General features: G+C 55.4%; 9 protein-coding genes. All 9 read right to left on the reverse strand.

All coding sequences use genetic code 11. The features are described 5' to 3' along the window. Positions 1 to 2 precede the first annotated feature (2 nt). The gene (locus JHL21_RS12965) at positions 3 to 707 is read right to left on the reverse strand and encodes an ABC transporter ATP-binding protein (RefSeq protein WP_200213894.1); all 705 of its coding nucleotides are present in this window, start codon (positions 705 to 707) and stop codon (positions 3 to 5) included. Further along, positions 707 to 1,492 (reverse strand): ABC transporter ATP-binding protein, encoded by a 786-nt coding sequence (locus JHL21_RS12970; RefSeq protein WP_169195567.1) that lies wholly within the window; start codon positions 1,490 to 1,492, stop codon positions 707 to 709. The genes JHL21_RS12965 and JHL21_RS12970 overlap by 1 nt, the downstream gene beginning before the upstream one ends. 109 nt (positions 1,493 to 1,601) lie before the next feature. Next, positions 1,602 to 1,964: a methylglyoxal synthase gene (locus tag JHL21_RS12975; protein WP_169195568.1), complete on the reverse strand. Its 363-nt coding sequence runs from the start codon at positions 1,962 to 1,964 to the stop codon at positions 1,602 to 1,604. Positions 1,965 to 2,035: 71 nt separating this feature from the next. Continuing rightward, a complete protein-coding gene (locus JHL21_RS12980; protein ID WP_254082047.1) occupies positions 2,036 to 3,652 on the reverse strand; it encodes a globin-coupled sensor protein in 1,617 nt (538 codons plus the stop codon). 184 nt (positions 3,653 to 3,836) lie between these two features. After that, positions 3,837 to 5,552, reverse strand: a complete 1,716-nt coding sequence (locus tag JHL21_RS12985) for a methyl-accepting chemotaxis protein (protein ID WP_254082048.1) — start codon at positions 5,550 to 5,552, stop codon at positions 3,837 to 3,839. Positions 5,553 to 5,814: 262 nt separating this feature from the next. Then, entirely contained in the window at positions 5,815 to 7,857 is a 2,043-nt protein-coding gene (locus JHL21_RS12990) for a methyl-accepting chemotaxis protein (RefSeq protein WP_200213896.1), read from the reverse strand. Positions 7,858 to 8,054: 197 nt separating this feature from the next. Further along, the gene (locus JHL21_RS12995; RefSeq protein WP_254082049.1) at positions 8,055 to 10,130 is read right to left on the reverse strand and encodes a methyl-accepting chemotaxis protein; all 2,076 of its coding nucleotides are present in this window, start codon (positions 10,128 to 10,130) and stop codon (positions 8,055 to 8,057) included. A gap of 158 nt (positions 10,131 to 10,288) precedes the next feature. After that, positions 10,289 to 12,790, reverse strand: coding sequence for a methyl-accepting chemotaxis protein (locus JHL21_RS17790; protein ID WP_254082050.1), 2,502 nt, complete (start codon positions 12,788 to 12,790; stop codon positions 10,289 to 10,291). Between the two features lie 245 nt (positions 12,791 to 13,035). Next, the gene (locus JHL21_RS13005) at positions 13,036 to 13,425 is read right to left on the reverse strand and encodes a response regulator (protein ID WP_169195573.1); all 390 of its coding nucleotides are present in this window, start codon (positions 13,423 to 13,425) and stop codon (positions 13,036 to 13,038) included. Positions 13,426 to 13,494 lie beyond the last annotated feature (69 nt).

Consider the following 13,494-nt stretch of genomic DNA (forward strand, 5'->3'; position numbering starts at 1 on the left):
GCCTAGCCCCCCAGGAAACTCTTGGCCACTTCCGGATCTGCAATCAGCTCCGGTCCAGTGCCTGTGAAGCGGTTCTGCCCCTGCGCCAAAACAAAGCCCTTAGAGGCAAAGGCCAAAGCCTGGCGGGCGTTTTGCTCCACCATCAATATGCCGACGCCTTCTTTGTTGACGCGCACAATGGTTTCAAAAATCTCGATGACATAGCGCGGCGACAAGCCTGCGGAAGGCTCATCAAGCATGAGGAGGCTGGGCTTGCTCATCAGTGCCCGCCCCATGGCCACCATTTGACGTTGCCCACCAGAAAGCTCACCGGCAGGTTGACGGCGTTTTTCCTTGAGCACTGGGAACATGTCGTAAACCCAACTCAACGTGCCGGAGAAATCGTCGCGACGGGTAAATGCGCCCATCTCGAGATTTTCTTCGACAGTCATAGAAGTAAAAACGTTTTTCTCTTGGGGCACGAAACTCAGCCCCTTAGGCACGAGCTTATCGGGGAGCGAATTGGCGATATTCTCGCCACCAAATTCGATCGTTCCACCTGTAACTTTAAGCAGGCCAAAAATGGCCTTGAGAGTGGTCGACTTTCCCGCGCCATTAGGCCCAACAATGACACCGATATCGCTCTGCTCAATCGCCATGTCGACGCCATTGAGAATGGGCGCGCCACCATAGCCGCCAACGACGTGCTTTAATTCGATCAACGCCATTAGTTTGCTACCTCTACCGGGGAGCCAAAATAGGCCTCAACAATGGCAGGGTTTGCGCGAATTTCGCTCATCGGCCCCTCGGCGATCTTTTCACCCTGTGCCATGACGATCACCGGATTACACATGCGCCCGATGAGGTCCATGTCATGCTCGATGACAAAGAACGTGTAACCAAGCTCGCGGTTCATGCGCTCGATATTGTCCGCCAGATCATTGAGCAGCGTCTTGTTGACGCCAGCTGCGACCTCGTCCAGCAGGACGACTTTGGCATCAACCATCATCGTACGACCAAGCTCTAGGAGCTTTTTCTGCCCCCCGGAGAGATTGCCAGCCAATTCGTCGCGGACATGTCCGAGCTTGAGGAAGTCGATGACTTCCAGCGCCTTTTTGCGCACTTCGGTTTCTCGGCTACGCACCAATCTGGGCCGCAGCCAATTGTCGAGCAAGCTTTCACCCGGCTGGTCGCCCGGAACCATCATCAGGTTCTCTAAGGCGCTCATCTGGCTGAATTCATGCGCAATCTGAAACGTGCGCAACATGCCAATACGGAAAAGGGCATGTGGCTTCATCCCTGTAACGTCCTGATCATCAAAGATGACCTGTCCGCTATCAGGAACAATGTTCCCGGCGACTATATTGAAGAGTGTCGATTTCCCGGCACCGTTAGGCCCGATCAGCCCAGTGATAGAGCCGCGCCTGACGGAGAGTGAGCAGTTATTGACGGCCTTGAGGCCGCCAAAACTCTTGCTGACGTTTTGAACGTCAATAACTAAGTCGGAGGACAAGTTCCCGAGAGCCCCGATGTTCCTGAACAAACTATTGCGCCCGGTTATTCCGAGCTGTCTTCAGGCATCTGTTCATACGATTGCGAACCGGTCAACCGGGGCCACTTAGTCAAAGTGCAGCCAATACCGCATCAGCTGTCGATTTATTATTGGCAAAGGGCACGTCGTATAACGTCGCTAGGCGGTTTAGCGCTTTGATATCAACATCATGAGGTTGCGCTGACAGGGGATCAATAAAGAAGATCAACATGTCCAAGCGCCCTTCGCAGATCATTGCACCAAGCTGTTGATCGCCGCCGAGAGGCCCAGATTTAAGCAGTTTAACGTCAAGACCGGTTGCGGCCATAATACGGCTACCGGTTGTCCCAGTGCCCCAGAGCTCGTGTTGAGCCAGCTTATCCTTATGAACCTCCGCCCAGCGGCAGAGGTCATCTTTTTTGTCGTCGTGGGCCACAAGGCCAATATGCGCCATAAGAAGTCTCCGTTGCTCTCTTTTAGCCCTTAAAAGGGGACAGCGAGCAACGGATATTCGTTGAGCAGGGGTTAGAATTCATCCCAGTTATTGGCGAGCGCGGTATTCCCACTCGTTTGGAGTGGAGCGCCCCCACGTCTGCGGCGCTGTTCGCTCACCGGCGTACGCCCGGCACGATCATTGAGACGGAACACATCCACGATAACGTCAAGCTCGCTCGCCTGAGCTTCTGTCTGCTCAATGGCAGCATTGGTTTCTTCAACCAGTGCTGCATTGTGCTGGGTCATCTCGTCCATCTGGCGGACAGCCGTGGTCACTTCGCGAAGAGCGGTCGATTGCTCACGATTAGCCAGCGCGATCGAGTCAATTAGGCTAGCGCTCTCTTCAGCACCGCCCTGTATCGCCTCAAGGGTTTCGGCCGCCTTAGACACCAGCAAATTGCCGCCGCGAACTTCGTTCGCACTCGCTTCGATAAGCGTCTTCACTTCGGCGGAAGCATTGGCTGTGCTCTGCGCCAAGCGACGAACTTCAACCGCAACCACGGCGAAACCCTTACCCGCTTCACCAGCACGCGCGGCTTCGACAGAGGCGTTCAGTGCCAACAAATTGGTTTGGAACGCGATGTCATCGATCATGCCGATGATGTTGGAGATTTTCGCAGACGACTGACGAATTGCGTCCATTGCCTTGGTCGCGTCGGCCATCACATTGCCGCCTTCAATGGCGTCCTGAGCGACAGAACGCGCCTTCCCGCTGGCGTCATTTGCGCGGGTAGCATTTTCCAAGACTGCTGCCGACAACTGCTCAACGGAGGCAGATGTTTGTTCAATCGCAGCTGCCTGGCGTGTCGTGCGATCGGCCAGATCGTTGGTGCCAGCCAAGATTTCACTCGTAGCCGTCTTCAGCGAGCGCGATGTATGCTGGAGCTGGCCAACAATGTCGGCAAGCTTGTCCACCACCGCATTGGTATCCTGCTTGAGTTGATCAAACTGCGGGTCCAGATCTTCCGTAACGCGCTGGGTCAAATCACCGGTCGCAACACCGCGCAAAACCTTACCCGTAGCGTCCATCGCCTGATGAATTTTCTCACGAGACGCCGCTTCTGCTTCCTGCGCATCCGAGGTGAGCTTGTCGAAATAAGCCGTCACACCAATGTCGATGTCGATCAGCATCGACTTCATCATAGCGACAACCTTGTCGGAGACGTCGGCCGCGCCTGCCATGACCTGATCGCAGCTCGGTGGCACCATACGACCAAAGCGCCCCTTCTTGGGCTGCATGACCTCGGTCATCAAATCTTGGACGACATTCTTGAGCAAGGTTTCAAAAATGACGCCATAACCACCAATGTGCCAGCGCGGCTCCAACCCGATCAGGGCGTGCCGCAAGCCAACTTTGGCGCTGTTTTCCATATATTCAGCGTCGAGCTGACCAGCGGCAATCGCGCTCCAATGGCCAATTTGACGTGACTTGGCGCGATCCATGTGCGGGCGACCACCTCCGAAGAAGCGGGCCACTTCAGGTTCTTTAGCGACCTTGTCATAAAAGTGATCCAGCGCTGGACCGACATGCTTTTCAATGGTTGGCTGAATACTGGCCAGCTGCGCACGCGCATCTTTGTTCAGGTCAATAAAGTCCAGGCGAGTTTGCAGCGCGGCAGGAATGTTCGAAGGCAAGTCAGACACCATAGTTTAGATCCGCTGGATCAGTTCACCATTCCAGATGCGAACATCTTGATTTGGATCAACCAAGCCAAAGCGCTAAACGATGAGGGTAAACACGGAGTTATTTACCGCTCGTGAAACGGGGCGAACCAACGATTTAGGTGCGAAACGGCGCCGTGGTTGTCCACTGCTATTAGCGAACCTCTGCTTACTCTGCAGCGCGCAAGCCGTGCTGATACGCATGCTCTCCGGTGCCAGCCCCCTCGCTTTTAAATACTGCGACGAGATCGTCCAGGGCTGCAGCCTGTGTTTCTGTTTGTTCAATGGCCGCGTTGGTCTCTTCAACAAGTGCGGCATTGTGCTGGGTCATCTCGTCCATCTGCCGCACAGCGACGGAAACTTCGACCAAGGAGGCAGATTGCTCGCGGTTCGCGGTGGCAATTTCATCGATGAGTGTTGCACTCTCTTCGGCGCCTTTGACGATGTCAGCGAGACGATCCGCCGCCTTTGACACCAATTGCGAACCGCCGCGCACCTCGCCCTCGCTGGCTTCGATCAAAACTTTAACATCTGAGGACGCTTGCGCAGCTGACTGAGCGAGCCGCCGCACTTCAATAGCAACAACGGCAAACCCCTTGCCGGCTTCGCCTGCCCGCGCTGCCTCAACGGACGCGTTAAGCGCGAGAAGGTTGGTCTGGAAGGCAATGTCATCAATGAGACCGATGATTTTCGAGATCTTGGTCGACGACGCCTCAATCGCGGTCATGGCCTCGGTTGCCCGACCCATCACTGTCCCGCCATCGATTGCTACAGAAACCACGTGGCGCGCTTTTTCGTTCGCACTGGTGGCACGCTTAGCGTTTTCAGTCACAGCTCCCGTGAGCTGCTCCACCGAGGCCGATGTTTCTTCAATCGTGGCCGCTTGGCGGGTCGTGCGTTCAGAGAGATCGTTGGCCCCCGACAGGATTTCACCAGTGGCAATTTTGAGCGAGCGCGAGGTCGTCCGCATTCCCTCAACGATTTCCTGCAACCGCCCCAGCGATGAATTGAACGCGTGGCGCAGCGCCTCGTATTGTCCCGTGTAAACGTGGTCGATATGGCCGGACAAATCGCCTTGCGACATCATTCGTAGGCTTTTTGTGAGTTCGTTTATGACGCCCTCGGCGCGCTTGCGCTCGGTAATGTCGGTGGCAAACTTGACAATTTTTGAGACACGACCCGCGGCATCGAGCACGGGATTGTAGCTCGCCTGGATCCACACTTCTTTCCCGCCCTTACCGAACCGCTGGAACTCTGCGGCCACATATTCGCCGGACCGCAGGCGCTGCCAGAACTGAGCGTATTCGTTCGTCCTTGTGTAGGCGGGATCGCAAAACATGGCATGATGCTTTCCCACGATCTCGGCCAAAGTGTATCCGAGCGTCGTCAGGAAATTGGCGTTTGCAGCGATGACAGTGCCGTCTAAGTTAAACGATATCACCGCCTGAACGCGCGAGATCGCTTCGATTTGAGCCGCATGGTCTGCCGCCATCTGTCGCTGTTCGGTAATATCGGCGGCGAACTTGATCACCTTGACTGGCCGACCGCTGGCATCGAACACCGGACTGTAGCTGGCTTGTATCCAAACTTCCCGCCCGCCCTTACCAAAGCGTTGGAAGGCGTCGGATTTAAACTCACCTTTGCCGAGGTCCGACCAAAAGCTTTTGTATGCTGGGCTTTTGACATATTCGGGGGCGCAAAACATGGAGTGGTGCTTGCCCCGCACTTCATCGAGCCCGTATCCCAAGGCCTTTAGGAAGTTCTCGTTTGCGGTGATGATCGTACCATCGAGTTCAAACTCGATGACCGCCTGACTTCTCAGCAGGGCAGCAAGTTTGGCTGCGTTGTCTTTGTTGCTGTTCTGCCCAAACGAAAACCGTTTCATGCCCATGCCCCTTTGGACCGGCGGCACACCGGCCGTGCACGAAAAGACTGGAGGAGGATGGTTAACCAAGACTTTTGTGACGCTTGGTGGCGCAGCAACGCTCCCGCGCAAGGGTCGCGTTAGTCCGTCCAATGCTGCTGGACGACGCCGTGTTTTTTGATCAAGGCCAACGAGTAAGTTTGGAGTTTACCTCGCATTAACCATAAAAACAAAAAGAGGGCGCCGTGGCGCCCTCAAGGGAAAATTCTAGGGTCAGCAGAGCTTAGAACTCGCTCCAGTCGGCGTTCAGCGCTGTTCCGCCTTGGCTGAGGTAAGAGCGTGCAGCACTCTTGACGCGTTCACGTTGAACCGGGGCCGTACCACGGGTATCGCGTTTTGTCGCAGCGGGCTGGGCCCGCTCAGACTGATGGATTGTAAACACATCCACGACACGGTCGAGTTCGCTGGCCTGTGCTTCGGTCTGTTCGATGGCCGCATTGGTCTCTTCCACAAGAGCCGCGTTATGCTGCGTCATCTGATCGAGCGTGCGCACAGCAACACCGACTTCGTCAATCGCTGAAGCCTGGGCCTTGCTGGCCTTGGCAATCGACTGCATCAAGACGGCATTCTCAGTCACCGCGCCCAGCATTGCCTTGAGCTGCTTGGCCGCACTCGACACCAAATCAGAGCCGGATTTGACTTCCTTCGCACTGGTTTCGATCAGTGCCTTCACTTCGGCCGAAGCCTCAGCTGCAGACTGCGCCAGACGACGCACCTCGACAGCGACCACCGCAAAGCCCTTGCCCGCTTCACCCGCACGCGCCGCTTCAACCGAAGCGTTCAGTGCCAGCAAGTTGGTCTGGAAGGCAATGTCATCGATCATGCCGACAATGTTGGAAATCTTGGCGGAAGACTGAGCAATGCGATCCATCGCATCATTTGCCGTTTCCATCATCTTTCCGTTGCGCTCTGCATCGGCAGACACAGCATTGGCCGAAGCGTTGGCGTCGTCAGCCATACGGGCATTATCCTGCACGGTGCTTGCCAGCTGTTCCATCGCAGCAGAGGTTTGCTCGATCGTCGCCGCCTGTTTGGTGGTGCGTTCGGACAAATCATTGGTGCCGGAGAGCAGTTCGCCAGTTGCTGTCTTGAGCGTACGCGAGGTTTCGCGCAGCTGCCCGATAACATCCGAGAGGCTCTCTGCCACGGCGTTGGTGTCTTCTTTGAGCTTGGCGAACGAACCCTGGTACTGACCGTTCATACGGCGGGTGAAGTCGGCCTTGGCCATCGCCGCCAGCACATCGCCGGTCTCGCCGATACCACGGTCGACAGTCTCAACCAGCGAGTTGACACTAGCGGCCAGAGCATTGAGCTCACGATCAGGGAATTCGGCATGAACGCGCTTGGTGAAGTCGCCAGCAATAGCGGCGTCCACCACTTCGCCAAAAGCCGCCTGCAACTCGACCATCATGTCGGTGCGTTCGATACGGCGGCGCTCCGAAGCAGCGCGTTCTTCTTCCGTCATAGCGTTCACACGCAGACCATTTTCGCGGAAAACCTCGACCGCACGCGCCATATCACCAACTTCATTGGTGTACTGAACATAGGGTACATCGGTTTCGTACGCGCCCTTGGCGATCGCGTTCATGGTCGTTGCCAGCTTGGGAATGGTCGACATGATCAGCGACGAAACCAGATAGCCGAGCACACCCAGAACAACCAAGGTGACCGCGCCAACAATCAGCAAAATCCACAATGTCTGCTGAATGCCAGCTTCGATTTGATCCTTATCGAGGCCGACAAAGATGACGCCGATGACGTCGTTCTGGTGATTTGTGACCGCCTGATAGCCGATATAGTAGCCAACATCGCCATAGGAGCCCTCGCCCCGATAGGAGCCGCTGGTCAAAACCGGGTTATAGGCAGGGTCGGTTTCCGCAAATGTCGAACCTAAGCTACGTTCTCCGCTTTCCTCCACAAAGCTCGATGTCAGAACGTTCAGTGGCTGGCCCGCTTGTTCCGCGCCGTAAATCATCGCAGTGCCACCGGTAAGACGGACAACAGAGTCGATGATGTTGTGGTTGATGAAAACACGCGGCATCGAAAATGCTGTCACGCGGCTCACGCTGCCATCTTCATTCCACTCGACCTTGGTCGAGGCCATCTCGCTGCTGATTAGAGAAACAGCGGTGCGCATGTGGTTCTCGAGCGTGACCATTGCGTCCGCGCGAGATTGATTGCTCAGCGTAATATATGTGGCCGTACAGACAGCTGCCGTCGATAAAAGAATGCCCGAAATCACCAATGTGGCGATGAGAGCGGTCATGCGGATTTTGCCGAAAATTTGCATAGCTATAGACCAGTCCCCAATATGTTCCCGCCCTCCGACCCCACGTTCCAAAGGCGGTTGAGCTGTTTAACCCCAAACTAGGATAAAGGGGCTTAACCAACTGTTATTACGGAAAAAATAACGCGAGCCATCGCTGACCCGCGTTAAAGATTAAACACTCATAGACACTGACGTTAGAAGTCGTTCCAATCTTGCGAGACCGCAAGATTTCCTTGAGAACTTGGGCCACGAGAAGAATATTGACGCGACGGGCGCTCAGTCGCCGCAGGCCTCATTACGTTCGCTTCACTACGATGATGCGCAGGTGCTACTACAGCATCGACAGCGAAGACTTCGACAATCAGATCAAGTTCATTCGCCTGCGATTCAGCCTGAGCAATAGCGGCGTTAGTCTCTTCGACCAAGGCAGCGTTATGCTGGGTCATTTCATCGAGCTGACGCACCGCTGAACTGACTTCCTCAATGGAATTTGCCTGCTCCGAACTCTGCTGAGCTATGGTCTCCAGCGCCTTGGTATTTTCGCGGATCGCGTCCAGCACGCTCGCAAGCTTGCTTGCCGCGTCATTGACGAGCTTGGAGCCAGTTGCGACTTCAGAGCTGGACTGATCAATCAATACCTTGACCTCGGACGAGGCTTGCGCCGCCGACTGAGCCAAACGGCGCACTTCTACCGCAACCACGGCAAACCCCTTGCCAGCCTCGCCAGCACGTGCGGCTTCCACCGAAGCGTTCAGCGCCAACAAATTGGTTTGGAAGGCGATATCGTCGATCAAACCGATGATGTTGGAAATCTTGGACGAAGACTGAGTGATCCGGTCCATCGCCTCATTGGCCGATTCCATTACGCGGCCGCCCTCTTCTGCGGTCTTGGTGACCTTGGAGGCATTCTGGCTCGCAATGCTCGCCCGCTCCGCATTTGAAAGCACTGTGGAGGCGAACTGCTCCATAGCCGCGGATGTTTCCTCAATCGTCGCAGCCTGACGTGTGGTGCGCTCCGACAGGTCATTCGCCCCTGAGAGGAGTTCGCCGGTTGCATTCTTGATAGATCCCGAGGTGTGGCGAAGCTGGCTAACGACCTCGCCCAGCTTGTCAGCAACGGCATCTGTATCTTCACGCAGCTTGGCGAAAGCGCCTTCGAATTCACCTTCCATGCGAAGGGTAAAATCAGCCTCGGCCATGGCAGAGAGCACTGTGCCAATTTCACTGACACCGTGATCAAAGGCACCAACGAGCTTGTTTACGCCTCCAGCCAGAGCATTGAGCTCTGCGTCTGGGAACTCTGTCTTAACGCGACGCGAGAAGTCTCCAGCAATAGCGGCATCCACGACCTGCCCGAAGGCATCTTGCAAATTGGCCATCATCGCGCGACGTGCATCCTCATCAGCCACGATACGCGCAGCTTCCGCTTCAGTCATTTGGCTAACGCGCAGACCATTTTCGCGGAAGACTTCAACGGCGCGGGCCATTGCCCCCACTTCGTTCTTGAAGCCGGTATAGGGCACCTCGATGTCGTAATTGCCCTCGGCAATCACATCCATAGTCTTTGCCAAACGCGGTATGGGTCGAGAAATGAGGCGCGATGAGACAAAACCCAACAGAGCAAAGACGATGGTGACGGGAATGCCGACCATGCCAATAACGCCGAGAACCTCGCCTGCAGCGGCATTGACGTTTGCCATTGGCGTGCCAACCAAGATAGCACCCATCATGTCACCCTTGGTGCCAACAATAGGCTGAATGGCGACAAGGTAAGGCACGCCCTGCAAAGTCATCTGCGAGCGAATGGTTTCACCTTGCCCCAGCAAGGCAAGAGTTGGATCGCCACTGGCAATCTTCGCATCTATAGCGCGAGACCCATCGGCCGCCAGGAGTGTCGTGGTCTTAGCGACCAGATCCCCGGTCTCCTTTTCCAAAACATAGATAGCGGCGTCTTGCTTGGTGACGCGGCTCACGCTGTCGATGACATCGTTGTCGTAAAAAGGCGGCACAGCCCAGCTTTGGAAAGAAACAATGCTTCCATCCTCTGCCATGGTCAAAATGGAGCCCGATATTCGGCGCTCTAAAATGGTCGCTGCAACAGCAAGATTGGTGTCTTGCTGTATTTCGCTCTCGTCGATCGAGCGCTGATGCATGGTCAGGTAAAGTGTATGAGATATAGCACCAACCGAGCCAATGATTGAGACCATGACGAGGAGCAAAATGCTCGTAGTCATGCGCACACTGCCAAGCAGTTGAGAGATTTTTTTCATGTCTGTCCCCCACGGCCAAGCGCGGACATATCGCTCATTGGCCCATTGCGGGAAACCTTAAGTCAAACACCTTACTGAATAGTTCTAAACTACTCTCATCGGCTATTTTTATCAGATTTGCCTATTTTTGTTATTGCGATCCGGCCCCCGCATCGCAATCAAAACTCCCGCCACTCCTCTTCGAAAGCAGCATTGCTAGGCCGCAGATAGCTCCGAGCCTTGCGAGACAGATTGGCTTGCAATCCGCGTGCGCCCGCCATTGTCGCGAGGCTTGCAGTGGGCTCCTGGCGCTGACGATTGCTGATCGCAAATATATCAACAATACGATCCAGTTCGCTGGCTTGGTTTTCCGTTCTCTCGATCGAAGCATTCATTTGCTCAACCAGCGCAGCGTTACTCTGGGTCATCTCGTCCATCGTGCGGACAGCAGAATTGACCTCCTCAATGGACGAGGCCTGTTCGCGGCTTTGCACCGCAATGCCATTCATCAACGCGCTGGATGATCGAGCGGCGGTGAGAATATTCTCGAGATGATGCGCTGCGTCGGCAACCAGGCGCGAGCCGCCCTTCACCTCTTGCGCACTCTGTTCGACCAATTGTTTGACGTCGGAAGACGCCTGAGCCGCAGACTGAGCCAAACGACGCACCTCGACGGCAACGACGGCAAAACCCTTGCCAGCCTCGCCCGCCCGGGCCGCCTCGACCGAGGCATTGAGTGCAAGCAGATTGGTTTGAAACGCAATATCGTCGATCAACCCGATGATATTTGAAATCTTGGACGAAGACTGGGTAATGCGCTCCATGGCCTCAGTCGCCTTGCCCATTACCTGACCGCCTTGTTCAGCAGTTTGAGTAACTGAGCTCGCTACATCACTCGCTTCGCTCGCGCGATTGGCATTCATCAACACCGTGGACGCCAGCTGATCCATTGTAGCCGACGTTTCTTCGATAGTTGCTGCCTGGCGCGTGGTGCGCTCGGAAAGATCATTCGCGCCAGAGAGTATCTCTCCTGTTGCCGTTTTCAGCGTGCCAGATGTCGAACGCAACTGCCCAACTATGTCAGTCAGCTTATCGGCGACCGCATTGGTGTCATTCTGTAGGCGCGCAAACGCTCCTTCGTAGTCGCCCTCCATCCGAAGGGTCAGATCGGTCTGCGCCAGTGCCGAAAGCACTTTCCCGGTTTCAGCTATGCCGCGATCGACGGTTTCGACCAGTTCGTTGACAGCATGTGCGAGTGCATTGAGCTCGTCATCAGGAAATTCTGCTCCGACACGCTGCCCAAAGTCACCTGAAGTTGCTGCCGACACTACTCGTCCAAACGCCCGTTGCAGCTGCTGCATCATTTGTGCACGTTCTGCCTGGCTTGAAATAATACGTGCGGCCTCTGCCTCAGTCATTTCGCTGACACGCATAGCGTTGGCACGGAAAACTTCGACGGAACGCGCCATTGCGCCAATTTCATCGCCGCGATCCGCTCCTTCGACCTCAGAATCGAGGTGTCCGCCCGCGAGCGCGTCCATCGTCCTCGTGAGTTTACTGATGGGTTGGCTGATGCTGCGGGCGAACACCAAGCCGAGCACCGCCGCAATGCCCAACAAGGCACCGCCGATTAACAGCGTCGAGTTGCGCATCTCGTCGACCGCTGCGTAGGCTTCCTTCTCGGGCTGCACAGCTACAACAGCCCAATCCACGCCGTTGACGGATATGGCTTGCGCCCGCACGACCATGGCCGCATTGCGGTAACTACTAGAAATGCCTTCGGCGCTACTGCCCGCAAAGGCAGCGGCGATCAGAGGGGTGTCGAGCGCAGTGTTGAGCACATCAAGCTCTTCTGTGTGGACACTTTCGCTGCGCAAAAGTCCGTCCTTGCCAACAACCACAACCTCCCCGCTTTCCCCCAACCCGGAAAGGGCACCAACGCGTGCGCTCATCGCATCGGGAGCGATCGACAAGACCATGACACCGACGTTCTGGTCACGCTCAAACACAGGCATCGCCATAAAACTCTGCGGCGTACCGGTGGGTGAATAGAGCGAAAAATCTACAAAGCTGGCTTGACCATCCTTAAGCTCTCGTGCGCTGGCAAAGGCCTTCCCCAGGCCAGACTCCTGAGAAGCGCGATCTGTCAGCACATTGTTGGCAAAATCATCGTTCTTGGCGACCGAATAGACGACGTCGCCCGACGCGCTGATCAACAAAACGTCTGAGTAGCCGCGCTCTTGCTGCAGTGTTCGAAAGCCGGGATGATACCGCTTATGGGGCGCGTCGTAAGTTGCCCCTTTGGGGGTACTATCGGTCGCCGCGCGATTTTCGGGCGTCGGATTTTCGGTGATGTAGGCGACCTTGAGTTGGGCAGAGGCTTTCTCTGCCAAGCCCATCCGCAGCTCATCGAGCGCCCGGGTTAGGTTTTTGGTGGCTGTGACCGTATCGGATCGCTGCACGAACAGGCGCAAATCTACTTCAGCCGCAGCGAAATAGTCGCTGACTTGCGTCGCGGCCGTGCTGAGAGAGGCCTGCATGGACAGGTCCCGCTGCGACTGCACGGTGTTCAAACCAATAAAATAGCTCGCAAAACCAACGCCAGCGCTAACTACCAATGCTGAACCAACGACAGCAAGCGGCAGCTTCTGCGCAACTTTAAGTTGCGGAAACAATCCCATAACGCCCCCCATACCTGCCCGAGCCCAATCGATAAGCGCAAACCTCCAGCGCTTATCTCAGACCCCGCAGTATATTTTGCTCATCATCCCCATGAGCGTGGTAACGATATAAGTCTCACCTTAAGCACTTCTTACAATCGCGACGAAAGTGTGAAGTTTTGTCGCAGCAAGCTCATGACAGCCAAAGAAAAACACCCGACCTTGGAAAAGCCGGGTGTGTACAAATCTTTGATTTAAAACCGCGTTTAGGTCAGCGCGCCAATTACGGCTTCGATGCGCTTTTTCATCGTCGAAGCATCGAATGGCTTGATGATGTAATTGTTTACACCAAACGAAATGGCTTCCTTGACCTGTTCCTTGTCAGAACGGCCGGTTGCCATAATGAACGGCATAGCCGCCGTACGCGGATGCTTGCGAATGACCTTCAACAAGGTCAACCCGTCGATATCTTCCATGTTCCAGTCGGAAATGATCAGATCGACATTGGCCTTTTCGAGCTTGGTCAGAGCGTCGCGACCTGACTTGGCTTCAATAATGTCTTTGAAGCCAAGCTGAGTAAGAATGTACTTACAGATGCCGCGCATGGACTGCTGGTCATCGACGATCAGAACACTGACAGCGCTTGCCTTGGGCATGGACTTTAAACCTTCTACACGCCTTGGGGTGGAGCCCCAGAGTTTCCTTGGACCTTAGAGAACAAGGGT

This window comes from Devosia sp. WQ 349K1 (genome assembly GCF_016595685.1).
Lineage (GTDB): Bacteria > Pseudomonadota > Alphaproteobacteria > Rhizobiales > Devosiaceae > Devosia.

Coding starts and splice junctions, on each gene's coding strand:
- JHL21_RS12965 (WP_200213894.1), bottom strand. CDS start 707: ATGGCGTTGATCGAATTAAAGCACGTCGTTGGCGGCTATGGTGGCGCG.
- JHL21_RS12980 (WP_254082047.1), bottom strand. CDS start 3,652: ATGGTGTCTGACTTGCCTTCGAACATTCCTGCCGCGCTGCAAACTCGC.
- JHL21_RS12975 (WP_169195568.1), bottom strand. CDS start 1,964: ATGGCGCATATTGGCCTTGTGGCCCACGACGACAAAAAAGATGACCTC.
- JHL21_RS12995 (WP_254082049.1), bottom strand. CDS start 10,130: ATGAAAAAAATCTCTCAACTGCTTGGCAGTGTGCGCATGACTACGAGC.
- JHL21_RS17790 (WP_254082050.1), bottom strand. CDS start 12,790: ATGGGATTGTTTCCGCAACTTAAAGTTGCGCAGAAGCTGCCGCTTGCT.
- JHL21_RS12985 (WP_254082048.1), bottom strand. CDS start 5,552: ATGAAACGGTTTTCGTTTGGGCAGAACAGCAACAAAGACAACGCAGCC.
- JHL21_RS12990 (WP_200213896.1), bottom strand. CDS start 7,857: ATGACCGCTCTCATCGCCACATTGGTGATTTCGGGCATTCTTTTATCG.
- JHL21_RS13005 (WP_169195573.1), bottom strand. CDS start 13,425: ATGCCCAAGGCAAGCGCTGTCAGTGTTCTGATCGTCGATGACCAGCAG.